This window comes from Sporosarcina koreensis, assembly GCF_000826145.2.
Classification (GTDB): Bacteria; Bacillota; Bacilli; order Bacillales_A; family Planococcaceae; genus Sporosarcina; species Sporosarcina trichiuri.
This window is the reverse complement of sequence record NZ_LN651333.1, coordinates 46,155-67,886: the sequence shown is the minus strand read 5'-3', so window position 1 is coordinate 67,886 and position 21,732 is coordinate 46,155. Positions and strand designations below refer to the sequence as shown.

Sequence of the window (21,732 nt, the reverse complement as noted above, 5' to 3'; positions counted from 1 at the left end):
TTTTAGGATCAAGGAGGGTTTCCATGGCTCAACATCTGACATTTGAAGTGCCGAGCTGCTTTGAAGATGACAGCATCCAGCTGCCGTGTGACGGAGATTATCCGTACTGGCTGCAACTGCTGGATCGATACATTTCCCGTGCGGACCGGGTGGAGATCCATTGCTGGGATGGGGAAGAGGCGGCCCTGAACGACCTTTTTGCCCAATGTTCAGAGAACGACTATGAAGTGATCCGGGAGCTCCAGATGACCCGCGTGTGCCTTGGTCTTTCCCCATCGTTGGTCGAGTATTTGCAAACGTCATCAATCGATGAGCAAAACCGGATGAAATGGTTCGCCCTTTGGCTGTTTCAGGGAGATACCTGCTTATTCTGTTCAGATCATTGGGGTGTGGAAAGTTATATCCCAAACGTTGAAATGCCGGACGTGGAAGCCATCCAGCAGATCCTCCCCGCTGATACGAACTTTCATCTGTATGAGGCGGTGAAGGACTGACGACAAAGACGAAGACGGTTACTGTTGCAAATAGGTTAATATGTGAATTAATGGTGGAGGGTGAATTGAACGTTTTCTGACTTCACACCCCAGGAGGATATGACAATGACAAAGGGTATGCTGCACCATATCGAACTGTATGTTTCCGACCTTGCACGTTCCGTTGAATTCTGGGGATGGCTGTTGGAGGAACTGGGCTACGAGCTGTATCAAGAGTGGGACGCGGGGAGGAGCTGGCGGCTGGGCGAGACGTATCTTGTCTTTGTGCAGGCGGAGGACCGGTACTTGGATGTCCCGTATCACCGAAAGCGGGTCGGTCTGAACCACTTGGCGTTCTGGGCGGACTCCCGAGCGCATGTCGATGCGCTGACAAATCAGCTCCGGGAAAGGGGTGTGCCGATCTTGTATGAATCTGCCCATCCGTATGCCGGAGGAGACTCGCATTACGCCGTCTATTTCGAAGATCCGGATCGTATGAAAGTGGAACTGGTGGCGCCGTAAAAGTGTTTCTGGAAGAAATTTTTCTTGGAGAAAAGACAAGCGAAGAGGTGAGCGCATGGAAAACAAATGGTACGCAGTGTATGCAATGATACTCGGGATTGTTTCGTTTTTTACGGGGGAACTCGTCACATTCATCATGCTTGGATTTATCCTGATGGCGTTGATTAACATCAACACGAAGTTGAAACGGAACGCGGAGCGGCCGTCCGCCTCGCCCATGCAGAATCCGCTTTCTCAAGACTGGGTTGATGAGTCGTGAGGATTCCGACAGTGCTTTACATCGTGCTGACACCTGTCACTGCCTATGCAGGCGGTATGCTCGCGTACCTATTGACGCTGCGCGTTGGATGGGAGGAGACAATTGGGGCGGAGCTCGGTTTCGTCATGTTTTGGGGGGCTGCTGTCTATTCGGTCATGGTGCCGGTTTACTTTGTGCTGATGTATGTGCTGGCCCGCCGGTCTCGCCGTCGGCTGCTTGCCCGTTCTCTGACATTCGGCTTTCTGGTTTCGCTTGTGCCAGGGCTGCTTCTGTTCCTTCCTTTTGGTCCAGAGGCCATGCTGTCAGCTGAATCTGCACTCGTTGCCGTTGCCTTCTGTACGGCGGGTCTCCTATTCGGTTTGTGCAGCTGGGCATATTGGACATATCTTAACAGGAATGTTGGGCAGACAAGGGAGGGAGTATGACAAATGGGATACATTCAAAACCTGCGCAAGCTCGTCGGTCAGGAATCGCTGCTGACGGTGGGTTGCGGCGTGATCATCGAACAGGATAGGAAGATCTTGCTGCAGCATCGGACCGATGAAGACAATTGGTGCATTCCTGGAGGTATCATGGAACTCGGAGAGACATTCGAGGAGACCGCCATCCGGGAAACCGAGGAGGAGACAGGATTGCTCGTTGGGGATCTGACACTCTTCGGACTCTACTCGGGGCTGTCCTGTTTCGTCACCTATCCGAATGGCGACCAAGCCTACAGCGTCCAGGTGATTTTCAAGTCGACGACTTACACGGGACAGCTGCATGAGGCGGATGCGGAAAGCCGGGCGCATCGATTTTTCGGCAAGGACGAATTGCCGGGCAATCTGAATCCGAGGCAGCGGCAGTTCATCCGGGATTGGGCTGAGGGAATTGCTCTTCCTGTTATCAGATGATGGAATACATACAAAAGGAGACGGCGGAGTGTATAACTGGATTATGTTAGCAGTGAACGTGGCTGCGATTGGGTTTGCGTTCACTTCTGGGAAGGGGCGTTCTGAGAAAGAGTCATCCGCGTAGACTGCGCGTAAAAAGGGGGAGCGTCTTATGCAAGCAATGACTGTGACGAACGAAGAAAAACAAAAGGTGCTGAGCAACTATTTCAAACAAGGTCTGGATGGACCGCTGTCGCAGTTTCCGAGTAAAGAAAAACGGAAGCTGATCATTCTGGAAGCGATTGCCGATAGGTTTGAAACCGAAACGCGATATACCGAAAAAGAAGTAAATGCCGTGCTCCAGACAATGTATGAAGACTTTGCCCTGATCCGGCGGGCGTTGATCGATTATGGATTCCTCGCCAGGAGTCTCGATTGTACGGAGTATTGGGTGGCGGAGGAAGAACAATCATGAATATCTTCCTGCTCGGTGTCCTGCTTGTCTTTGCAAAAACCAATTTGCAGCTGCTGGATATGGGTGTGTTCTTCTACAGCACCAATGCGGTCGGATACGCCCTGATCTGCATAGGTCTTAGGCAAATGGGGGATTCGCTCCCGCGCGTACGGCGCTTGCTGCCGGCTGCGGGATTCATGGTGCTGCACAGTATCGGGTTTGCCGTATTGAACGGCACGGGACACTCGCTGCAGACGATCGCCTTGTCGAGCGGTGCCGCGACAGCTGCCGCGCTCTTGCTTGCCGTGCTCGCAGTCACCGGTTTGGGGATGATCTTCTATATTATCCACGAAGTGTTTGTGGCAATCCAGCATGATGAGACGGTGGCTTTCACGGATATCGGATTTCTTGAAAAGATGCCCGGACTGCTGCTGTTGCTGCTGATTCTGACTACCGTGCTCTTTTTCACTGTCCCGACAGTTGCGAGTGTCCTGCTGTTGCTCTTGCTCGCTGGTGAAGTGATTTTGCTTGTCCAGTTATCCGCAAAGGTGCGGCCTGTATTTTAGGAGATCATTAGCAATACAAAACGAATCGACTGGTTGCTGACCAGGTAATACGGAAGGAGGCAGCGTATGGCTATTGTATTTGTCGGATTGGCCATATTTACGGGCTCTCTGGCCATTGCGGTATCGCTGGACAAATTGAGGGCGGTCTCGTACCGCTATGAATTCATCGCGGTTAATGAGGCGTGCCTCATCCTGTTTGATAAAAAAACAGGACAATATTGGCAGAAGCGAATGGTACGTGATGGAGACAACGAGTGGCGGAAAGAAGAGTCTCCGTTTCACGAAAAAGATCAGAAGCGGTGAAGGTGAACTCCATTCATAAGGCAGTATAAAGTGATTACGTACATAAACTGACAGCTCTCAGCTGAGGAAAGAGGTAACCCATGAACCGAACACCCGGCGGTTTCAGTGAGCGATTGTTCGCTTCGTTAGTGGACTTTTTTATCATCTTGATTCCTGCGGCTGTCCTGGTGTACTGGAAGACTGGCGAGTTTTCCTACGAACTGGTCCCGAGCACCATCTGGCAGGCCGTCGACGTCACGTACCTGACCCTGCTCCCCCTTTTGTGGAGCGGCTACACAATCGGCAAATACTTCATGAAAATTCAAATCAGGACACGAGAGGGGCAGCCTGTCACTTGGAAACATATGCTGCTGCGCGAAGTGGTGGGAAAGGCGCTGCTGATCTACGTGACGTTCGGATTGTCTGCACTCGTCAGTGTGTTCATGATCATCTTCCGGGAAGACAAACGTGCCATCCATGATTTCATTGGCGGGACAATGGTGAACTATGATGAGCGATTCAAAGGCGGGCGGATGCTGTAAGTGCGTGAGTGTGAAAGGTTTGGGAGGTGGATACCGTGCGGTTACCGAGAGGCGTTACAGGTTTTACAGACGGGAAATTGGAGTTGGAACCTATAGATGGGAAACTGTTCAAGAAAATTGGACACGACATCGCCAGGAAGCTGCAAAGCGAAGTGATCGCCTTTCAAAGTTCTGCGTACCCAGCGAATCATTACAGGCTCGATCTCCAACGGGAGGGAAGGACGCAATCCATTCTGCTGCATGACTACTTTCCGTACGCCGCGATAGCCGTATATGATGGGGAACAACGGAGAACGTTCATTTCAAGTGAAGAGGTGGCGGCGGAATTGAGGCCTTTCTACGAAGTCTTGGACACCGCATTCCTGAACGAGGCGTTCGAACCGGCATCCCATGACTTAGCCGAGTGTGAACTGAAGCAAGTACACGCTTGGCGAGCCGTGACGAATGGAGATGTGGTCTTCAACTGTTGGGATTAAGTCGTTTCATGGAGTGCAGGTTCTTGAGTATATGCATGTCTCTCCAATGAAAAATCCGTCAGAGGTGAAAGCGTTGAATTGGAATAGAATCATTAATCGCATAACCCTCATAGGTTTTCTCATCCTGCTCATCCCCTCGTGGTTCAATCCGATTTGCTTCCTGCTTTTTTGGGTGATGTTAGGAATCAATGTCATCAATCAAGTCGTTGCCAAGTCTGACGAACAAGAGAAGGTCTCTGTAATATCTATAGTCGCCGGTGTCGTAATAATCGGAGCAGGGCTATTTGGGTATATCCGATAGCTGAGCAGAACGGGGATCTCTGTGGATGTCCTTATTCTACAAACGGGCCATTGTAACGAAAGAGGAGGTGTTTAAAATGGGGATGCTAATTTCAATAGTTATGGGAATATCAACTTTCTTGGCTGCTTTTTCACTTCTCTTTGCTGTGGTGAAATTGTCATGGAAAGCTATGTTAATTAGTCTCATCGCCAGTTTACCAATTTCAACATACTTGCTTGCTCTCAACTCGCCTTTTTCATATTTGGGTTTAACACCAATACTTCTCTTGGTTTTCATGATTATATTGCGTAGACAATCTAAAAAAGTGATTACTCAATAATAGCTAGTTCTGTTAACGGTCGCGATTGTTTGCTACCACACTCTAGTTGATCGGAGCAGAAGCCGGCGACTCCTGCGGGAACAGCACGAGCCGAAGACCCTGGACTGAGCGCAGCGAGGGAAGCGGCTGAGGCCGTGCCCGCGGAAAGCGTCCGGCTGGAGCGCAGATTAACGGGTTCAAACCACTCCCCCGTTATAGGGCGGGATTGTGTAGAAGCGATCTGCGTCCATGCTGCAATCTGGACAGTAAAATAAGTAACAAAGGAGTTTTGCTTTTGGGTTTTGTATTGCTCTTTTTAAGTATATGGTTTTGTAGCTTTGCAATCGGTAGGTTGTTTAGTCGCTTTGTTAAAACTTATTGGAAGAATGACTTAGTAATATCATTTGCCCAGTCTCTAATCATTACATTAATTTTGCTTTACTTTATGTAGGTAATTGTTTCTGTCTTAAACTAACGGGCGCGATTATTGAAAACTTTTCGTCTAGCTTTTTTAAATGTTGATTAGGTGATAGAATTACAGTAGCAGCTACATAAAGCGGATGGGCGGTTGGCACTCCCTTGTGAAAGGGGGTGTTTACATGGTGACATATGAAGCAATGAACATGTTGTTCCAATTTGGAATGTTCCTCGCAGCAATGGCAACAGCGATTGTAGCGATGATTGCTCTATCCACCAATAGAAAAAAGTAACCACCCTCCGCTACGACCCAAGTAGATGAGATGGTTACTTTTTCAGTTCAAACATCTTTTCAACTGGTCAGCCGCACTTCATGCGGATGTCAGCTGCATTGACCGGGTGTTCGCGCACTCGGTCTTTTTTAGTATATCTCCACTTTACCACAGTTATGCGGATAATACACTTCTTTAAGTAATACAAATTAATGTATTCTGTTAGTGATGGAATATACCGTAATCGGGCGCGTTTGTTTGAGACCACACTCTAGTTGATCGGAGCGGAAGCCGGCGAAAGGCAAAGATGTGCTCACAACGCTTCGCTTCTGCTCGCAAAAGCCGTTCTTTGTGACGGCTTTTCCTGCGGGAACAGCCCGAGTCGAAGACCCTGGACTGAGCGCAGGCTGTAACGAAGATCAGTCTTTGCGGGAGATATGCAGCGGAAGGAGCATAGCTGCCTTAATTTCTGCAAAACCCGCAGAAATACGGCAAAGCGAACCCTTCGCTGTTCGCTTGGCTGAGGCCGTGCCCGCGGAAAGCGTCCGGCTGGAGCGCAGATTAACGGGTTCGAACCACACCCCTGTTATAGGGCGCAATTGCGGGAAACGATTTGCATTCGTGGTGTAATTGGGCGCGATTTATAAAGGAACATTACGCCATCTTCAGTAATAGATAAATCTCTTCCAGAAGGAGAAAAACATGAAAAGACACTGCTGCGAAGACATGGATTACCATGCGGATTTCAACTGTGACATACATAGCGATCCTTTTGAGTGTCCTGATAAAATATTAGTTTTCGATATTGAACATAATGACTACGGGTTGATAATCCATGATGGCGGTTCGTCGAGCATCGCTATTCATTTCTGTCCTTGGTGCGGTTCGAAATTATAACTTGCTCATCAAATGACGTACGGCATGATCATTCTCTGAATCAATGATGTCGTATGGTATGAGAACGGCAAATCGTCCTTTTCTCGAAAGTGTTGTATACTGCCACAGACATCGAAACGAAACACGAGGTGAAGGGTTATGAATTGGCAGTTGAAACGGTTTGAAGAGTTAACGAATGCAGAGCTGTACACGATCTTACAGGAGAGAACAGCGGTGTTTGTTGTGGAACAGGACTGTCCGTACTTGGAGGTGGATGGGAAGGATCCGGCTTCCTATCATCTGTTCAAAGAGGACCATGGCGAGATCCTTGCGTATTTGCGCATTGTCCCTGCGGGCATCTCGTATGAGGAAACGTCCATCGGCCGGGTGTTCGTGAAGAAGGGATACCGCCGGCAGGGGCTGGCGCAAGAACTGATGACGCGGGGACTGGAATTCGTTGAGCAAGAATTGAACGAAACGCGCGTCAAAATCCAAGCACAGGACTACTTACGTGAGTTCTATGGCTCCTTCGGGTTTCAGCCTGTTTCTGACACGTATCTGGAGGATAATATCCCTCACGTTGATATGGTGTTGCAACGTTGAAAGAGCGTCTGTCATTGCGGTCGATTGGTTTTCTTATTTACCTGGGGATACAGCCTTGAGATGTACAACCATGATGCGTAGTTTTGAATACTGATTCGAGGAGGCTGAGACATGGATATTCGCCAAGCTGGGATTGGGGATTTGGAAGAGGCAGCTGAGCTATTCAATGCATACCGGATGTTCTATGAACAACCATCGGATGCGGAAGGGGCCCGGACTTACATAAGAGACCGTCTGGTAAATGAGGAATCTGTGATATTCATCGCCCGGAAGGACGGGGCGAGCGTCGGGTTTGCCCAGCTATATCCCGTGTTTTCATCGATTGCGATGCGGAAATCCTGGATTTTGAATGACATGTTTGTGCATCCCGACGCACGGAATCTGGGGATCGGGCAGCGGCTGCTGGATTCGGTGAAGGCATACGCCGATGAGACCGGAGCGAAGAGTATTGTGCTGGAGACTGCGCCCGATAACTATGGCGCACGGAAGCTGTACGAAAAGAACGGGTATGTGCGGGACACCGGGTTTTATCACTATGAATTGAGTCTGGATTGAGCAGGGGCTGCATGCATGCGGCGATGTGGAACGTATTGACCCCTTGAGATGACGAGAATTTTGTCTCGCAAATATTGATGACCTTTGGGAGGAACACTTATGTCACTCGAGCAATTCTTGACCCGCCAGTTTCCCGGCCTGGAATTACGCAACCCGTTGTTCTATTCTTGGCCAGTCGGGATCCGCTTCGAGCTCGGTGTCAGTGACGGCACCGCCAGTATCCATGATCAGCCGGCTTATCTGCCTGGTGTCTATCACCGTGCTATCGATTTGTTCGAAGCGCTCCATGCGCCGGAGGACGATTTGTATATAGTCGTCGATGTACATGAATTCAACAGCAGCCATGCGCAGCGACGGCAATTGAATGTGTTTGCGAAGTATGTGAAGGAGCGTTCCGTGCTGTACCGGCTCCGGCAGGACACATTTTCGTCCGTCTATCTGGAAGACGATGAAGACGGATCGTACCGGAAGCACCGGTTCAGCCTTCGCTGCAGCCGTTCGGATCTCCGCTATGCAGCGCTGTTGCGGGCGATCTGCAATCAGGACATGGGCAAGCGGCCGGTTGTGGACGTGCCTGTCTATGTCGTCAACATGACGGAGCAGACGGTCTTCCACATCTATGACGACCGCGGCTGTGATGTGATCGCTGCGGAAGCGGATACGCTCCGACCGGTGTATGCGTGGTTTTCCGACTGGATTCTGGAGTACGATCGTGCGGCGGTTGATGGAGTGTTTGGCTGACAGTGACAGGTAAACTCCGCTATCTTTAATCCGTATTCTAAGCAAAGAGCATCCCGCTCATCTGCGTGGATGCTCTTTGCTATAGATAGGTCCGTATCTTTTTTAAACATTCCTGTACCACTTCATCTGGCGCCGTTTCAATGACAGACGCGTTTCTGGCGCGGAAGTCCAGACTTTTCAATTGATCTGTGATGATGACGCCGCTGGTCTTCAAGTCTTTTGGTAGTGCAACGTGGAAGCCCCATTGTCTCTTCGTATTACTGATCGGGCACACGGATGCATAGCCGGTTACACGGTTGAATTTTTCGGGTGATACCACGATGGCAGGTCTCCGTCCGGCTTGTTCCGTGCCTGTTTGCGGAGTGAAATCCAAGTAGATAATGTCTCCTCGATTCGGAATCATCATCGATCAGAGTTCTTCCTTTCCTGCGGATTCACTGAAGTATTCGGGATGAGGGTTTTCACCGATACATTGCGATAGGAGTTCATCCAGCGTATACGATGTGTCGACAGGTGTCAGAATGATTTGTTTGCCATCTTCAGAGATGTTCAATTGCGAACCATTCACAATACCATACTTTCGAGCAATTTGCTGGGGGATGCGGACGCCTATGCTACCGCCCCATTTCTGCGCTGTTGTTGGCATACTGACCCTACCTCTCCTCGTTTCCTCCATTATACCACCCCTTTGCCGGATGTATATACTTATATATATTCCCATCGAGACCTATTTGATACATGGAAAAGTGCCTGCGTACTGTTTTTAATCAATTTAATAAGCCCGGCCAGCCGCGTTGCAAACGGCTGGCCGAGCTTTTATCATTCCGCGGCTTCCGCAGGTCTTGCCTGCGGGGCCGTTTTGTCTTTCGGGATGAGCAGGTTCAGCAGGACGGTGGCGAGGGCGCCGACCGCGATGCCGGAGGACAGCAGGTAGTTGGCCCAGTCCGGGACCGTGGTAAGCACTTCCTTCGGCAGGACCGTGACGGCGATCGTCAGCAGGATTGGCACGCCGATAACGATCATGTTGCGGTCGTCGATGATGATCGGCTGGATGATCTTCATGCCGTTCGTGACGATGGCGACACAGACGATGCCGAAGATGCCGTTGATGACGGCTTCCGGGATGCAGATGATGACCGCCGACAGTTTCGGAATGAACCCGATCAGGACGAGGATGACCCCGCTCGCCATGATGACCATCCGGCTGCCGACGCCTGTAATGGCGAGCAGTCCGGCGTTCGACGAGTAGCCGGTGAGCGGCGTGCTGCCGAACAGCGAGCCGATGAAGCAGCCGAGCCCTTCGCCGAACGACGCGCGGTTCAGGCGTTTTTCATCGAGCTCTTCGTCGGTGATCTGGGAGACGACGAACCACGTGCCGGTCGTCTCGAGCAGGATGATGAGGTAGACGAGCATCATCGTGATGATGGCGCCAATGTCGAACACCGGCTTGCCGAATGGCATGAGCGTCGGCAGTGCAATCCAGGCGGCGTCTTTCACGGGCGAGAAGTCGATCGGATTGAAGAAACTGGCGGCGATCGATCCGGCGACGATTGCGAGAATGACGGACACGAGACGGAAGAACGAACCGAACCGCGGCAGTCGTTTGCCGAGCACCATGCAGACGACGAGGACGGCTGAGGCGATCGATGCGACGATGACGTTCTGGCCGATGGTGCCTTCCGCAAAATAGATGTTGTTCAAACCGACAGGCATGAGCGCGATGCCGACGATAATGATGACCGTGCCGCCGACGAGCGGGGGAACGATCTTGCGGACGGTTTTCGCGAAGATCTTCATCGGATAGCCAAGCAGGGCGATCAGGATGGCACCAGGGATCAGGCTGCCGACGATCGCGCCGAGTCCGAGTTTGCCGCCGATTGCCGCGATGGCGCCGATCGGGACATAGGACGGTCCCTGGACGACCGGCAGTTTCAAGCCGAATCCGGTCTGGATAAGCGTGGCAATACCGGTGGCCAGGAAGCACATCTGGACGAAGAATGAGGTGTTTTCCGTACTGAGCGACAGCAGGCCGGCGATGATGATCGGCGCGATGTAGAGGTCCATCGCGAGAACGTGCTGGAGACCGAGACCGATCGCTTTCGGGTAGCTGACTTTGTCGTTCACTCCGATGAGGAGACCATCTGGACGTTTCTTGGACAACAGGAACACTCCTTCGTTCGTTTTTGTTTGGGTATAGGTGGAGTATAAAGAATTGAAATTGATTTGTACAGGTTAAATACGAACATTTTTTAAATTTAACTTTAAATAGTTCGTTTTATGGTTGACCTGCCCGAACGGATTCCGTACACTGGAGGCAGATCATGACGAAAAGGGGACGGTACCATGTTGAAGGATCGAGCGCTCGAAGAGGAATGGCTGGTGGCCTGCCGGTCGCAGGATGTGCAGGACGCACCGATACAAGTTGTGCTGATGGGGGAGCGTCTCGCGATTTTCCGAAACAGTACGGGCGTGCATGCGTTCAAGGACTTATGCATCCACAGAGGGGCGGCGCTGTCGCTCGGGGAAGTGAAGAACGACTGTCTCGTCTGCCCGTACCACGGCTGGGAGTATGAGGAGGAGGGCGACTGCGTCAAAATTCCGCAGCTGCCGGAAGGGAAGGCGATTCCGAAGAAGGCGAAAGCGACGGTCTATTCGTGCGTGGAGAAATACGGCTTCATCTGGGTGAACCTTGCGGGCAATGAACCGCCGTTTTTCGATTATCCGGAAATGGAGACGGACGGCTGGCGCAATGTCATCTGGGGACCGCAGGAAGCGGAAGCGCTGCCGCCGCGCATCGTGGAAAACTTTCTCGATGTCGGCCATTTGGCGGTCGTCCACCAGGGGTATCTCGGGGAGGAAGCGCACCGGGAAATCGAGCCGTACAAGATGCACGAGGAGGGCGAGCGGATCTGGTCGGATGAGATCCGGATCTTCCAGCCCGATGCGGACGGAACGGGTGTCTCGAAGTATGTGTACTATACGTATGAGATCGTGCGCCCGCTGACGGTGCGTTTCACGAAGCGCGATGCGGAGAATGATACACACATGACGATCTTGCTGACGGTGCGTCCGCTGTCTGATACGCATTCCGTCGCGTACGGAGTTCTTTCATTCGACTATGACACCGGCCAGACGGATGACGAGATTATCGAGTTCCAGAACCTCATCTTCTCCCAGGACAAGCCGATCGTGCAGAACCAGAAGCCGGAGGAACTGCCGCTCGATCTGCAGGTGGAACTGTCGCTCGTGTCCGACCGCGTGAGTATTGCGTACCGCCAGTATCTGAAGAAGAAAGGTGTCGTGCTTGGCACGGCGTAAGGATTGTTGGAACCTTATATCGCTATTGAAAAGCTGCCGCTTGCCGGCGGCTTTTTTTGCATGCCGTATCCCGCGATTCAGCCTGTCCCGTGCGCTGTGGTACACTGTGTGGAAGGGTTGAAACTGCTGCTGCGGGGGAACGGACATACTATAGAAGTGAATGGAAAAAGGGGTGGGTGTGATGAAACGGAAACCGCTGATCTGGCTGCTGCTCGGATTGATTGTACTGCTCGGGGCGTGCGGGAAAGAGGCGGGACGGGCAGCCTCTGTGCCTGAACCGGAGGACGGCTATCAGCTGAAGGATGACGTGAAGAATATCAACGAGCATCTGGATTACAGTGACAGCGATCTGCACAAGATCTACTTCGCCGGAGGCTGTTTCTGGGGAGTGGAAGCGTATTTCGCAAGACTGTATGGCGTGGAGGATACGGTGTCCGGCTATGCGAACGGGACAGGCGCCGATCCGACGTATGAGGAGGTCATCCAGGGAGACCGGAAATTTGCGGAAACCGTGGAAGTCACCTATGATCCAGAGCGGATTTCGCTCGAGTCGCTCGTCGACCATCTGTTCCAGGTGATCGATCCGACGACAGAGAACCAGCAGGGGAATGACCGGGGCGTGCAGTATCGTTCGGGAATTCATTACACAGATGACACGGAAAAAGCAATTGTGGAAACAGCGGTGAAGGACGAAGCGCAGTATTACAAGGAGAAGATCGTGACGGAAGCGGTGCCGCTCGAGAACTTCTATCCGGCAGAAGAGTTCCACCAGGATTATCTCGAGAAGAATCCGAACGGCTACTGCCACATCAACCTGCATGCGCTCGACGGCATGACAGTCGATCCGATTGCGAAAGACGAAGAGATTGTGAAGCATCTGAGTGAACCGAAAGAAGAGACGAAGTGATGGAGGGAATTGACGATGTCAGAGACATTGCTGGTGAAAAATGCAAGAATCCGGGACGATGAGGAGCTGATGGACCTGCTCATGGAGGACGGCATCTTCCTGAAGATCGGTGTGCAGCTGGAGGAAGACGCAGACCGGGTGATCGACTGCAAAGGGAAGGTCGTATTGCCAGGCCTGATTGAATCACACATTCATCCAGATAAAGCCTTCCTGGAAGATCGGAAGCCGAATATTTCCGGCACATTGGATGAAGCGATCCGAAACACCGGTGAGCTGAAGAAGGAATATACGTATGATGATGTCTACAACCGTTCCGAGAAAGTGATCGAATGGGCGATTGCCAAGGGGACGACAATCATGCGGGCGCATCCCGACGTCGATCATATCGAGGAACTGCTCGGTGTGGAAGTGCTGCTGGAATTGAAAGAGAAATACCGCGACAAGATGGATCTGCAGATCGTCGTGTTCCCGCAAGAAGGAATTTTGAAATCAGAAGGAACTCTGGAGCGGATGGAACAAGGATTGAAGATGGGGGCGGATGTCGTCGGCGGCTGTCCATACAATGAAAAATCGATTGAGGACTCCTATCAGCATCTGGAGTACGTGTTCAACCTGGCGCAGAAATACGATGTGCCGGTCGATATGCACGTCGATTTCGCCGATCATACGGACGATCCGCGGTATATGCTGACGGAGCGGATCTGTGAGATGACGGTCGAACGCGGCATGCAGGGGCGCGTGGCGCTCGGGCATGTGACGACACTCGGGTCGATCGATCCCGATGAAGCCGCGAAGCTGTTCGATAAGATTGCGGAAGCGGGCATTACGATCATGCCGCTGCCGGCGACGGATGTCTATTTGAACGGCCGGCAGGATACGCACAATGTGCGCCGGGGGATGGCACCCGTGAAACGCCTCCAGCAGCATGGGGTCAATGTCGTGTTCGCATCGAACAATATCCGCAATGCGTTCACGCCGTTCGGCAACGCGAATCTGCTGCTGGTCGGGTATCTGCTGGCGGAGACGCAGTATTTGGGTTCGCAGGAAGAACATCGGAAAGTGCTCGACATGATCACGGTGAATGCAGCAAAGTGCCTCGGCATCGAGAAGACGTACGGACTGCGGGAAGGGTGCCAGGCGGACCTCGTCGTGCTTGATTCGGAACGGCTGAGTGACGTCGTGCAGGATCAGCCGATCGCGAACATCGTCGTGAAACGCGGGAAGGTCATCGTCGACCAGCGGATCACCCAGGCATGATGAATTAGTTTGAAAACTTTCTGCCTTGTGGTAAAGTGATAGCCATTACAATGACGGACAGGGGGCTGCTGAATGACCACTATCGGATTTGTGAGGCACGGTGTCACCTCGTGGAACAAGGAAGGGCGCGCCCAGGGGAGCACGGACATCCCGCTCGACGAAGACGGGGTGGAGATGGCGCGCCAGATTGCGGACCGGCTGTCAGCGGAATCATGGGACGCGCTCTATACGAGTCCTTGGAAACGGACGCGGCGGACGGCGGAACTGATCGGCGAGAAGGTGCCGGAACTTGACATCGTGACAGACGAGCGGCTTCGGGAACGCGCCGGCGGCCTGATCGAAGGGACGACGGAAGCGGAGCGCCAGGCGAAGTGGGGCCCGGACTGGAAGCAGCTCGATCTGCAGGGCGAGACGCATGACAGCGTCATTACACGCGGCATGTCGTTCGTACGGGACATGCAGCGTTTGTATCCGGATGGCCGGGTGCTCGCCGTGAGCCACGGAGGGTTCATCAAACGGCTGCTGTCGGAACTGTTGCCGGGGACGTCGTACACCGAGCCTCTCGGCAACACGTCGATCACGATCGTGCGGATCGGTGAGGACGAAACTGTCTGTGAGCTGTTCAACTGCACCGAACACTTGCAGGAACTGAAACTATGAGACCGGCACGCCCTCGGGCGGCCGGTTTTTCACATGCAGGAACAGCAGCATCCGTTCCGGTGTCAGGAGCCGGAAGCATGGGAAAGAGGTGCCTGGGACGACTCTTTGAAAAAAAAGTGAAGATATTACTAATTTTATCCGATGATGGGTCGATATACATATAGGTGATAATGAAAATAGAGGGAGTTTTGACATGACACTTGTACAAGAACTAAGTCAGCAATACATTGCGGGAGAGTGGCGGGATGGACGCGGAACCACTGAGATGGTGAATCGCAATCCATTCAACCAAGCACAGCTCGCAGTCAACCGGGGAGCTTCTAAAGAGGATATCCATGAAGCTTACACAGCGGCAGCGGAGGCTCAGAAGCGATGGGCATCGGTGAATCCATATCAAAAGAGGGATGTACTTGAAAGGGCGGTTTCCTATATTGAGCAACATGAAGAGGAGATTACAGCTCTCATCATAGAGGAACTTGGCGGAACACGTTTAAAAGCAGCGTTTGAAATCGGACTCGTCAAAAATATGATCAAAGAAGCAGCGACCTTCCCTCTCCGGATGGAAGGGAAGATCCTCCCTTCCGTGGAAGACTTCAAAGAGAACCGGCTGTACCGCATTCCAGCGGGTGTCGTAGGAGTCATCAGCCCGTTCAACTTCCCGTTCTTCCTGTCCATGAAATCGGTCGCTCCTGCACTGGGCGCCGGCAACGGTGTTGTGCTGAAACCCCACGAGCAAACTCCCGTCAGCGGTGGAACGTTGATAGCCAAAATCTTTGAGGAGGCTGGAGTTCCGGAAGGACTCTTGAATGTCGTCATTGCGGATATAAGTGAAATCGGTGATACCTTTGTCGAGCACCCGATTCCCAGGATCATCTCTTTCACAGGGTCTACGAAAGTAGGGAGTCATATTGGTCAAATGGCCATCAAGAACTTCAAGAAGCCATTGCTGGAACTTGGCGGCAACAGTGCGTTCATCGTCTTGGAGGATGCAGATCTGGAATACGCTGTCCAAGCGGCGACATTCAGCCGTTTTACACACCAAGGGCAGATCTGCATGTCGGCCAACCGGATCCTGGTGCAGCGGTCCATCTACGAACCATTCATGGAAAAGTTTGTGGCCAAGGTGTCAGGGTTAAAGAGCGGGGACCCGCGGGATCCTGAAACGGTGATTGGTCCTGTCATCAACGTGCGCCAGGCGGAAGGCCTTGCCGCCATTATCCAAGATAGTGTGGAACTTGGAGCGACGCTGGCGCTGAGCGGGACGATCGAAGGGACCCTTGTGGAACCGACCATCCTGTGTGATGTCACAGCGGACATGCCTGCGGCTACTGAGGAACTGTTCGGACCGGTCGTTTCGGTCATCCCGTTCGATACGAAAGAGGACGCCATCGCGCTTGCGAACGATACACGCTTCGGGTTGAGCGGTGCCATCCATACATCTTCTGTCGAAGAAGGAGTCCAAATGGCGAAGCAGATCCATACAGGTATGATCCATGTCAATGATGTGACCATCAACGATGAACCGATCGTAGCATTCGGCGGCGAGAACCAATCCGGGATTGGCCGGCTGAATGGTCAATGGAGTCTGGACGAATTCACGACATTGAAATGGATTTCAGTAAATTACGGGCAGCGGCAATTCCCTTACTAAGGAGTGGATGTTATGAGAACAGACATCAAAACCAACCATGAAATACTGCAGGCTTTTGTCACCATTGCCCCTTACCTGAAACGTCTCTTGCAAGATGACATGACCATAGGGGTCTACGATACGGAGAAGTTGCTTGTCAATGTCCCGGGGGAGACGTTCTCTTTGGGCGTGAAACCGGGAGATCCCCTCGCCCCTGGGGATATTATCACGGCGGCGCAGAAGTATAATGAGGATCGTTCGGAAATGGTTCCGAAGGAGATCTTCGGTTTTCCGTTGAATGCCCGCGCCATCCCCCTGCATGATGAGAGGGGGCAAGTGATTGGCGGTGTCGGCATCGGAACCAGTATGGAGAGATCGAATAACTTGTTCGAAGTGGCGGAAAGTCTCTCCGCAATAGTGGAAGAAACTGCAGCGTCCCTAGAGGAAATTGCCAAGTCGGTAGCCGGTTTAGCCGAACAAGTCGACTCGACCACCTCCGTTCTGGATGAAGTGAGCGGGGATGCTGAAGAAATCGGGAAGATTTCCACAGTGGTCCGCGGCTTGTCGGACCAGAGCAACCTGCTCGGTCTCAATGCCGCCATCGAGTCTGCACGGGCAGGCGAGCACGGAAAGGGATTTTCCGTCGTAGCGGACGAAATCAGGAAGCTCGCAACGAACTCGAAAGAGAATGTTGGACAGATCGATCAAGTGACAAAATCCATCACTGCGTCCATCAGTCACTTGCACAAGTCCTTCAGTGACATCAACGAATTCACATCGAGTCAAGCAGCCGCCATCCAGGAAATTTCAGCTACAGTCCAAGAAATCAGCAAGAGTGCAGCCAAGTTATCTGAGATGGCTCACTCCTCACTGGCGGATTCATAAACAGCAGGGCCATCCATTTAGAGGGATGGCCTGTTTTTGTATGCATACCCGTGGTCCTCCCTTCCATATCATTCTTGCACCCTGGCGGCTGATGGGTTTGAGGGGGGTTCTATAATAGGACTGCCCTCGGTCATTTCCCTTTCACGTTGAATACCCACAGACTCAGCAGCAGGACGCCGCACGAGGCCAGCAGCAGCGGCAGGTGTTCCGTAAATACGGCCACAAATGCGGCCCCGAGGGACACGGCGCCGAAGACACCGGCGAATGCGCGGCTCTGCAGCCGGACGTCCTGCTTCGCCCGGACGGCATCCCGGCGCTCGGTGTATTCCCGGAGGCGACGGGGCTCGTCCAGGTACGCGTCGATCCTGCCGGGAAGCGCACGCAGCTGCCCGGCAGCGGACAAGCCTGCCGCACGAAGTGATTTCCAATCGAAGCCGTCCGGGCCGCCGAACCCCGACTTGCGGCGCGCCCATTCGACGACGCGCTCCTTGCCGATGCCGAGCAGGTCGACGTCGAGATCGAGGATGTGCAGGACGCCGACGAAGACGGACACCGCCCGGCCGAGGAAGGCGAACTGGGCGGGCATCTGCACGGGCTGCGTCCGTACGATGCCCATCAGATCCTCGAGCAGCCGTTCGACGACGAAACCGTTCATGTCGTTCAGTTCATCCGATTCATACGCTTTCATGACACGTGCAATCGCGCCCGCCAACACGGTCCGATCAGCATCCGGCAGCAGGAAATGGAGCTGCTCCAGCCCGTCCAGCACCCTGTCGTACTGATTGAAGATGACCCCTTCGATGATCAGGAACATCGAATCGGCCTCCTCCGGCGAGATCGTGACGACCATGCCGAAGTCTAGCAGGACGAGCGTGCCGTCTGCCTGCACCATCAGGTTGCCGCTGTGCGGATCGGCGTGGAACTGGCCGCCTTCGAGGATCTGTTCGAGGAACAGCAGGAACAGCCGCTCGGCGAGCTCCCGCCTGTCGATGCCGTGCTCCTCGAGATAGGCGGTGTCCGTGATCCGCACGCCTTCGATCCATTCCATGACCAGCACCCGGCGCGTCGTATAGTCATCGAAGTACACCGGGAAGCGGACACCTTCCATATCAGGGAAGCGCGCGGCGAAGATACGGCCGTTCTTCATCTCCTGGATGAAGTTCAGCTCAGCACCGATGACGTCGGTCATTTCGACATACAGCAGGTCGAAGTCGATCTGTTTCGTGAATGCGGTGAACCGTTTCGCGAGCCAGATGACGATCTTGACCGCTTTGAAATCGGCCGCGAGGATCCGCTCGATATTCGGCCGCTGGATTTTGATGGCGACCTCACTGCCGTCCAGCAGCTTCGCCTTGTACACTTCACCGATCGACGCAGACGCGACCGGTGCGCTGCTGACGTCACTCAACAGCTCCCGGTGATCGCGTCCCCATTCCGCATCGAGCAGGGCCATGGCGTCTTCGGAAGGGACCGGTGTCACCTGGTCGGTCAGCCCTTCCAACTCTTCCAGGAACGAAGGCGGCATGATGTCCGCCCGCGCAGCGAGGAACTGCCCGAGTTTGATCATCAGACCGCCGAGATCGAGCGCGGTCCGTTTATAGGCCCTGGCCTGTTTCGTGACGAGCCGTTCCCATTGCTCTTGCACATCCGGCGTGAACCGGCCGCGGTGGCGGCGCTGAAACCGGTTCACCTGAATGAAGAACGTGACAGCCATCGTCACGATGCGGATGATACGGTACCAGGCAGTGTTTTTCATGGGCAGTTCCTCCTTCAGAAATATTCATTATGCTACGTCCCCTATTCCCTTCCTGCATGAGTAGAAACCGCGCGCAGCGGGTACATACGGGGTGTGACCGGACAGGTCTGAAACAGACGATGATTCAGAAAGAGGGGTTGTAAATGGCAGAACATGAATTTCACCTGACAGCTGTCTGGCCCGGCGGCCGGAACAGTGCAGGTTATATCGAAGCGGGCAACTTGAAGACGAAGATCTCGATCCCGTCCGCGATGGAAGGGCCGAACGTCGGCACCAATCCGGACGAGATGCTGCTGGGGGCGGCAGCGACCTGCTACCTGATCACGCTTGCTGCAATGATCGAGCGGACCCATCTGCCGCTTGCGGAGCTGTCGCTTGAGTCGGTCGGATCCGTTGATGTGACACGCGGCATCTATACGTATAAGAAAATCGTGCATCGGCCGAAAGTGTCGCTGCAATCTGGCGCGTCGGAATCCGATTACGAGAAACTGAACGTGCTCGTCATGCAGGCGGAGAAGAACTGCATGATTTCGAAAGCCATCAAAGGCAACGTCGAAGTCGAAGTGGAACCCAATATCAAGTAACACGGCAGCAGGGGCCCCCTGCTGTTTTTCTTCAATTCCATGCGATTCGCATTTTGCGCACCAACTTGCTAGAATGGATAAAACCAAATGGAAGGATGATGGAGATTGAGCGAGACACTGTCGAAGAAAGACGTAATCTATGCGTTCAGCAGCGAACATCAGCCGGTGAAAAAAGTGGACGCCGGCACGACCATTGAAATCGAAACGTATGACTGCTTCAAAGACCAGGTGCAGTCACCGGAGACGAAGATCAGCGGCATCGACTGGGATGCCATCAATCCTGCGACCGGTCCTATCTACGTGAATGGCGCAGAACCTGGTGATGTCCTGAAAGTGACCATCAAGAAGCTCGAGATCGGGAATCAGGGTGTCATGGCGACTGGTCCAGATCTCGGCGTGATGGGCCATCGGCTGACGGAACTCGAATCGAAGATCATTCCGATCGAAAACAACCGGGCGAAATTCAACGACAAACTGTCGCTTCCGCTCAATCCGATGATCGGTGTGATCGGCGTAGCGCCTGCAGGTGATCCAGTCTCCTGCGGAACACCGGGATCTCACGGCGGCAACATGGATACGAAACTGATCACGGAAGGCGCAGTCCTGTACTTTCCAGTTTCCGCGCAAGGCGCGCTGTTCGCACTCGGCGACTTCCATGCGGCGATGGGCGACGGGGAAGTCTGCGTATCGGGCATTGAAGTGCCGGGCCGCGCCACGGTTACGCTAGATGTCGTGAAACAGACGGAGATCCGCCATCCGCTGCTTGAAAACGAGAGCGGCTTTACGTATCTTGTCTCCGCCAATACACTCGATGAGGCAGTGAAGACAGCCGTGGAAGAGACTGCGGATCTGCTTGCAGACCGGACAGGCTTGAGTCTGGCCGATGTGACGATGCTGCTCAGTGCAGTCGGGCAGGTGCAGGTGAGCCAGGTCGTCGATCCGCTCGTCACTGTCCGCTGCTTCGTGCCGCGATACGTGCTGGAGACGTATGGGGCTGTGCTGTTTACAGGGGAATGATTGAAGAAGGATGCCAGAGCCGCTGGTCGGGCTGGCATCTGTTTCTGTGCAGAAAATGATAGGAGGAACTGTCATGCTCGAATACATACTGGTCTTTCTCGGTGCGGCGGTGCCGGCGCTCGAGATTGCGATCGTCATCCCGGCGGGCATCATCCGTGGCTTGTCGCCGTTCTGGGTGATTCTGCTCGCGTTTGCAGGGAACCTGCTCACGGTGCTGCTGCTGATCCTGCTGTATCAGCGGATCGAACAGTGGTACAGACGCCGGAAAGGGGAAGAAGGGGACGGCCCATCCAAACGGCAGCTGCGCGGCCGGAAGATCATGGACAAATACGGGGTGGCAGGACTTTCGCTCGCTGGGCCGATTCTGATCGGTACGCATATAGCGGCTTTTTTCGCCTTGCTGTTCGGCGCGTCCAAGCGGAAGACGATTCTCTGGATGGCGGCCAGCATCGCGTTCTGGTCACTTGTTTTCGGAATCGCGACAGCGATGGGATTTTCCTTTTTCGTCAAAGATTGAAGACTTTTGTGATGAATGTCAGAATCGGTGCAACGAGGACACCGTAAATAACGAAGATAGCGGCGAACGTACCGAAAATATAGATCATCCGGTGTTTTTCATACGCTTTCGTTTCAGGTGGTTCGATCATATGGAAATTCCGCTTTTTCCCGCACTCCTCGCAGCGGAGCCGAAAGGTCACTTCTTTCGTGACCTCGTACTTATTGAACACGGTTTTCTCCGTGCGGCGTTCCCTCCGCTTGAAGGACAGACCGGATGTTTCGGCATAAGGGATCGTCTTCTTATGCGGGCAGCCGGTGGACTCGAATTGCAGCGCCAGGCCATTGAACCAGCCTTTTTGGCGCAATGTCTTTTTGTACAAAATGATTCCTGCAATCCCGACAATCACGATGGTCAGCGGGAATGCGGAAATCATCAAAATGAGCTTCATAACGGAAATATCCCCTTTTTCATATAGTCTGCAAATCGCTTTTCCCAGTCTAGCAATCAGGGAGGACAATGTCCATACGAGCCATGCAGGGTGAAAGGCGAGTGAATGTTTTCAGTAAGAAACCCATTTGAAGAAAAAGAGAGAAATTAATTTCGTAAATCGATTGACATTGAAAAAATAATCGTTTACCATTGTTTTCAGCATAAATAAAGTCATTCTTATTAGTAGCCGCGGAGACGAGGGGTCGACGATGCGGTGGCAA

The 21,732-nt window shown here is 53.1% G+C and carries 29 protein-coding genes; 24 read left to right on the top strand and 5 right to left on the bottom strand.

The features are described from left to right. The first annotated feature begins 23 nt into the window (after nt 1-23). The 15 genes from BN1190_RS00375 (at nt 24) to BN1190_RS00300 (ending at nt 8,509) form a co-directional block, all read left to right on the top strand. Nucleotides 24-494 carry a hypothetical protein gene (locus tag BN1190_RS00375; protein ID WP_040285050.1) on the top strand — a complete coding sequence of 157 codons (471 nt, stop codon included), beginning with the start codon at nt 24-26 and terminating at the stop codon, nt 492-494. A gap of 105 nt (nt 495-599) precedes the next feature. Then, nucleotides 600-995, top strand: coding sequence for a VOC family protein (locus BN1190_RS00370; RefSeq protein WP_040285049.1), 396 nt, complete (start codon nt 600-602; stop codon nt 993-995). Between the two features lie 55 nt (nt 996-1,050). Further along, nucleotides 1,051-1,254 carry a hypothetical protein gene (locus tag BN1190_RS00365; protein ID WP_040285048.1) on the top strand — a complete coding sequence of 68 codons (204 nt, stop codon included), beginning with the start codon at nt 1,051-1,053 and terminating at the stop codon, nt 1,252-1,254. After that, a complete protein-coding gene (locus tag BN1190_RS00360; RefSeq protein ID WP_144036058.1) occupies nt 1,251-1,679 on the top strand; it encodes a hypothetical protein in 429 nt (142 codons plus the stop codon). The genes BN1190_RS00365 and BN1190_RS00360 overlap by 4 nt, the downstream gene beginning before the upstream one ends. A gap of 3 nt (nt 1,680-1,682) precedes the next feature. After that, entirely contained in the window at nt 1,683-2,147 is a 465-nt protein-coding gene (locus BN1190_RS00355) for an NUDIX hydrolase (RefSeq protein WP_040285046.1), read from the top strand. A gap of 151 nt (nt 2,148-2,298) precedes the next feature. Next, nucleotides 2,299-2,601, top strand: coding sequence for a DUF2087 domain-containing protein (locus tag BN1190_RS00350; protein ID WP_052461607.1), 303 nt, complete (start codon nt 2,299-2,301; stop codon nt 2,599-2,601). Further along, nucleotides 2,598-3,146: a hypothetical protein gene (locus BN1190_RS00345; RefSeq protein ID WP_040285045.1), complete on the top strand. Its 549-nt coding sequence runs from the start codon at nt 2,598-2,600 to the stop codon at nt 3,144-3,146. The genes BN1190_RS00350 and BN1190_RS00345 overlap by 4 nt, the downstream gene beginning before the upstream one ends. A gap of 66 nt (nt 3,147-3,212) precedes the next feature. Then, on the top strand, nt 3,213-3,449 hold the full coding sequence (locus BN1190_RS00340; protein WP_040285044.1) for a hypothetical protein: 237 nt from the start codon (nt 3,213-3,215) through the stop codon (nt 3,447-3,449). Nucleotides 3,450-3,529: 80 nt separating this feature from the next. Next, on the top strand, nt 3,530-3,970 hold the full coding sequence (locus tag BN1190_RS00335) for an RDD family protein (RefSeq protein WP_040285043.1): 441 nt from the start codon (nt 3,530-3,532) through the stop codon (nt 3,968-3,970). Between the two features lie 853 nt (nt 3,971-4,823). After that, the gene (locus BN1190_RS00320; RefSeq protein WP_040285040.1) at nt 4,824-5,066 is read left to right on the top strand and encodes a hypothetical protein; all 243 of its coding nucleotides are present in this window, start codon (nt 4,824-4,826) and stop codon (nt 5,064-5,066) included. Between the two features lie 578 nt (nt 5,067-5,644). Continuing rightward, the gene (locus tag BN1190_RS15160; protein WP_244898643.1) at nt 5,645-5,755 is read left to right on the top strand and encodes a putative holin-like toxin; all 111 of its coding nucleotides are present in this window, start codon (nt 5,645-5,647) and stop codon (nt 5,753-5,755) included. Nucleotides 5,756-6,436: 681 nt separating this feature from the next. Next, nucleotides 6,437-6,631, top strand: a complete 195-nt coding sequence (locus BN1190_RS15350; RefSeq protein WP_082023212.1) for a DUF6980 family protein — start codon at nt 6,437-6,439, stop codon at nt 6,629-6,631. A gap of 138 nt (nt 6,632-6,769) precedes the next feature. Continuing rightward, nucleotides 6,770-7,213 (top strand): GNAT family N-acetyltransferase, encoded by a 444-nt coding sequence (locus tag BN1190_RS00310; RefSeq protein WP_040285039.1) that lies wholly within the window; start codon nt 6,770-6,772, stop codon nt 7,211-7,213. Nucleotides 7,214-7,324: 111 nt separating this feature from the next. Next, nucleotides 7,325-7,768 (top strand): GNAT family N-acetyltransferase, encoded by a 444-nt coding sequence (locus BN1190_RS00305; protein WP_040285038.1) that lies wholly within the window; start codon nt 7,325-7,327, stop codon nt 7,766-7,768. A 99-nt stretch (nt 7,769-7,867) separates the two neighbouring features. Continuing rightward, nucleotides 7,868-8,509, top strand: coding sequence for a DUF3885 domain-containing protein (locus tag BN1190_RS00300; protein WP_040285037.1), 642 nt, complete (start codon nt 7,868-7,870; stop codon nt 8,507-8,509). 79 nt (nt 8,510-8,588) lie between these two features. Here BN1190_RS00300 and BN1190_RS00295 read toward each other — a convergent pair whose 3' ends face one another. From BN1190_RS00295 to BN1190_RS00285, 3 genes are all read right to left on the bottom strand, one after another. Continuing rightward, nucleotides 8,589-8,915 carry a type II toxin-antitoxin system PemK/MazF family toxin gene (locus BN1190_RS00295; RefSeq protein ID WP_040285036.1) on the bottom strand — a complete coding sequence of 109 codons (327 nt, stop codon included), beginning with the start codon at nt 8,913-8,915 and terminating at the stop codon, nt 8,589-8,591. 3 nt (nt 8,916-8,918) lie between these two features. Continuing rightward, a complete protein-coding gene (locus BN1190_RS00290) occupies nt 8,919-9,155 on the bottom strand; it encodes an AbrB/MazE/SpoVT family DNA-binding domain-containing protein (protein ID WP_040285159.1) in 237 nt (78 codons plus the stop codon). A 173-nt stretch (nt 9,156-9,328) separates the two neighbouring features. Beyond that, nucleotides 9,329-10,669: a uracil-xanthine permease family protein gene (locus tag BN1190_RS00285; RefSeq protein ID WP_040285035.1), complete on the bottom strand. Its 1,341-nt coding sequence runs from the start codon at nt 10,667-10,669 to the stop codon at nt 9,329-9,331. A 183-nt stretch (nt 10,670-10,852) separates the two neighbouring features. Here BN1190_RS00285 and BN1190_RS00280 point away from each other — a divergent pair, with 183 nt between their 5' ends. The 6 genes from BN1190_RS00280 (at nt 10,853) to BN1190_RS00255 (ending at nt 17,166) form a co-directional block, all read left to right on the top strand. Next, nucleotides 10,853-11,827 (top strand): aromatic ring-hydroxylating oxygenase subunit alpha, encoded by a 975-nt coding sequence (locus tag BN1190_RS00280; RefSeq protein WP_040285034.1) that lies wholly within the window; start codon nt 10,853-10,855, stop codon nt 11,825-11,827. A gap of 181 nt (nt 11,828-12,008) precedes the next feature. Beyond that, the gene (gene msrA, locus BN1190_RS00275; RefSeq protein WP_052461605.1) at nt 12,009-12,734 is read left to right on the top strand and encodes a peptide-methionine (S)-S-oxide reductase MsrA; all 726 of its coding nucleotides are present in this window, start codon (nt 12,009-12,011) and stop codon (nt 12,732-12,734) included. 15 nt (nt 12,735-12,749) lie between these two features. Further along, complete coding sequence (locus BN1190_RS00270) at nt 12,750-13,991, top strand: amidohydrolase family protein (RefSeq protein ID WP_040285033.1); 1,242 nt, start codon at nt 12,750-12,752, stop codon at nt 13,989-13,991. A gap of 72 nt (nt 13,992-14,063) precedes the next feature. Continuing rightward, complete coding sequence (locus BN1190_RS00265) at nt 14,064-14,651, top strand: histidine phosphatase family protein (protein WP_040285032.1); 588 nt, start codon at nt 14,064-14,066, stop codon at nt 14,649-14,651. 193 nt (nt 14,652-14,844) lie between these two features. After that, entirely contained in the window at nt 14,845-16,302 is a 1,458-nt protein-coding gene (locus BN1190_RS00260; RefSeq protein WP_040285031.1) for an aldehyde dehydrogenase family protein, read from the top strand. A gap of 12 nt (nt 16,303-16,314) precedes the next feature. Continuing rightward, complete coding sequence (locus BN1190_RS00255) at nt 16,315-17,166, top strand: methyl-accepting chemotaxis protein (protein WP_040285030.1); 852 nt, start codon at nt 16,315-16,317, stop codon at nt 17,164-17,166. 130 nt (nt 17,167-17,296) lie between these two features. Here the strand turns inward: BN1190_RS00255 and BN1190_RS00250 are convergent, their stop codons facing one another. Then, the gene (locus BN1190_RS00250; protein WP_040285029.1) at nt 17,297-18,922 is read right to left on the bottom strand and encodes an ABC1 kinase family protein; all 1,626 of its coding nucleotides are present in this window, start codon (nt 18,920-18,922) and stop codon (nt 17,297-17,299) included. Nucleotides 18,923-19,065: 143 nt separating this feature from the next. Between BN1190_RS00250 and BN1190_RS00245 the strand changes: the two genes are divergently transcribed. From BN1190_RS00245 to BN1190_RS00235, 3 genes are all read left to right on the top strand, one after another. Further along, the gene (locus BN1190_RS00245; protein WP_040285028.1) at nt 19,066-19,506 is read left to right on the top strand and encodes an OsmC family protein; all 441 of its coding nucleotides are present in this window, start codon (nt 19,066-19,068) and stop codon (nt 19,504-19,506) included. Nucleotides 19,507-19,611: 105 nt separating this feature from the next. After that, nucleotides 19,612-20,523, top strand: a complete 912-nt coding sequence (locus BN1190_RS00240; protein WP_040285027.1) for an acetamidase/formamidase family protein — start codon at nt 19,612-19,614, stop codon at nt 20,521-20,523. A gap of 73 nt (nt 20,524-20,596) precedes the next feature. After that, nucleotides 20,597-21,040, top strand: a complete 444-nt coding sequence (locus BN1190_RS00235; RefSeq protein WP_040285026.1) for a small multi-drug export protein — start codon at nt 20,597-20,599, stop codon at nt 21,038-21,040. Here the strand turns inward: BN1190_RS00235 and BN1190_RS00230 are convergent. Beyond that, a complete protein-coding gene (locus tag BN1190_RS00230) occupies nt 21,030-21,470 on the bottom strand; it encodes a hypothetical protein (protein ID WP_040285025.1) in 441 nt (146 codons plus the stop codon). The genes BN1190_RS00235 and BN1190_RS00230 overlap by 11 nt on opposite strands. Nucleotides 21,471-21,732: the final 262 nt, after the last annotated feature.

Excerpts from the sequence above, each read along its gene's own strand:
- BN1190_RS00320 (WP_040285040.1), top strand. The coding sequence starts at position 4,824 with ATGGGGATGCTAATTTCAATAGTTATGGGAATATCAACTTTCTTGGCT.
- BN1190_RS00340 (WP_040285044.1), top strand. The coding sequence starts at position 3,213 with ATGGCTATTGTATTTGTCGGATTGGCCATATTTACGGGCTCTCTGGCC.
- BN1190_RS00290 (WP_040285159.1), bottom strand. The coding sequence starts at position 9,155 with ATGCCAACAACAGCGCAGAAATGGGGCGGTAGCATAGGCGTCCGCATC.
- BN1190_RS00365 (WP_040285048.1), top strand. The coding sequence starts at position 1,051 with ATGGAAAACAAATGGTACGCAGTGTATGCAATGATACTCGGGATTGTT.
- BN1190_RS00355 (WP_040285046.1), top strand. The coding sequence starts at position 1,683 with ATGGGATACATTCAAAACCTGCGCAAGCTCGTCGGTCAGGAATCGCTG.
- BN1190_RS00305 (WP_040285038.1), top strand. The coding sequence starts at position 7,325 with ATGGATATTCGCCAAGCTGGGATTGGGGATTTGGAAGAGGCAGCTGAG.
- BN1190_RS00300 (WP_040285037.1), top strand. The coding sequence starts at position 7,868 with ATGTCACTCGAGCAATTCTTGACCCGCCAGTTTCCCGGCCTGGAATTA.
- BN1190_RS00230 (WP_040285025.1), bottom strand. The coding sequence starts at position 21,470 with ATGAAGCTCATTTTGATGATTTCCGCATTCCCGCTGACCATCGTGATT.
- BN1190_RS00310 (WP_040285039.1), top strand. The coding sequence starts at position 6,770 with ATGAATTGGCAGTTGAAACGGTTTGAAGAGTTAACGAATGCAGAGCTG.
- msrA (WP_052461605.1), top strand. The coding sequence starts at position 12,009 with ATGAAACGGAAACCGCTGATCTGGCTGCTGCTCGGATTGATTGTACTG.
- BN1190_RS00255 (WP_040285030.1), top strand. The coding sequence starts at position 16,315 with ATGAGAACAGACATCAAAACCAACCATGAAATACTGCAGGCTTTTGTC.
- BN1190_RS00295 (WP_040285036.1), bottom strand. The coding sequence starts at position 8,915 with ATGATGATTCCGAATCGAGGAGACATTATCTACTTGGATTTCACTCCG.
- BN1190_RS00265 (WP_040285032.1), top strand. The coding sequence starts at position 14,064 with ATGACCACTATCGGATTTGTGAGGCACGGTGTCACCTCGTGGAACAAG.
- BN1190_RS00335 (WP_040285043.1), top strand. The coding sequence starts at position 3,530 with ATGAACCGAACACCCGGCGGTTTCAGTGAGCGATTGTTCGCTTCGTTA.
- BN1190_RS00345 (WP_040285045.1), top strand. The coding sequence starts at position 2,598 with ATGAATATCTTCCTGCTCGGTGTCCTGCTTGTCTTTGCAAAAACCAAT.
- BN1190_RS00375 (WP_040285050.1), top strand. The coding sequence starts at position 24 with ATGGCTCAACATCTGACATTTGAAGTGCCGAGCTGCTTTGAAGATGAC.
- BN1190_RS00270 (WP_040285033.1), top strand. The coding sequence starts at position 12,750 with ATGTCAGAGACATTGCTGGTGAAAAATGCAAGAATCCGGGACGATGAG.
- BN1190_RS15160 (WP_244898643.1), top strand. The coding sequence starts at position 5,645 with ATGGTGACATATGAAGCAATGAACATGTTGTTCCAATTTGGAATGTTC.
- BN1190_RS00280 (WP_040285034.1), top strand. The coding sequence starts at position 10,853 with ATGTTGAAGGATCGAGCGCTCGAAGAGGAATGGCTGGTGGCCTGCCGG.
- BN1190_RS00235 (WP_040285026.1), top strand. The coding sequence starts at position 20,597 with ATGCTCGAATACATACTGGTCTTTCTCGGTGCGGCGGTGCCGGCGCTC.
- BN1190_RS15350 (WP_082023212.1), top strand. The coding sequence starts at position 6,437 with ATGAAAAGACACTGCTGCGAAGACATGGATTACCATGCGGATTTCAAC.
- BN1190_RS00260 (WP_040285031.1), top strand. The coding sequence starts at position 14,845 with ATGACACTTGTACAAGAACTAAGTCAGCAATACATTGCGGGAGAGTGG.
- BN1190_RS00245 (WP_040285028.1), top strand. The coding sequence starts at position 19,066 with ATGGCAGAACATGAATTTCACCTGACAGCTGTCTGGCCCGGCGGCCGG.
- BN1190_RS00370 (WP_040285049.1), top strand. The coding sequence starts at position 600 with ATGACAAAGGGTATGCTGCACCATATCGAACTGTATGTTTCCGACCTT.
- BN1190_RS00350 (WP_052461607.1), top strand. The coding sequence starts at position 2,299 with ATGCAAGCAATGACTGTGACGAACGAAGAAAAACAAAAGGTGCTGAGC.
- BN1190_RS00250 (WP_040285029.1), bottom strand. The coding sequence starts at position 18,922 with ATGAAAAACACTGCCTGGTACCGTATCATCCGCATCGTGACGATGGCT.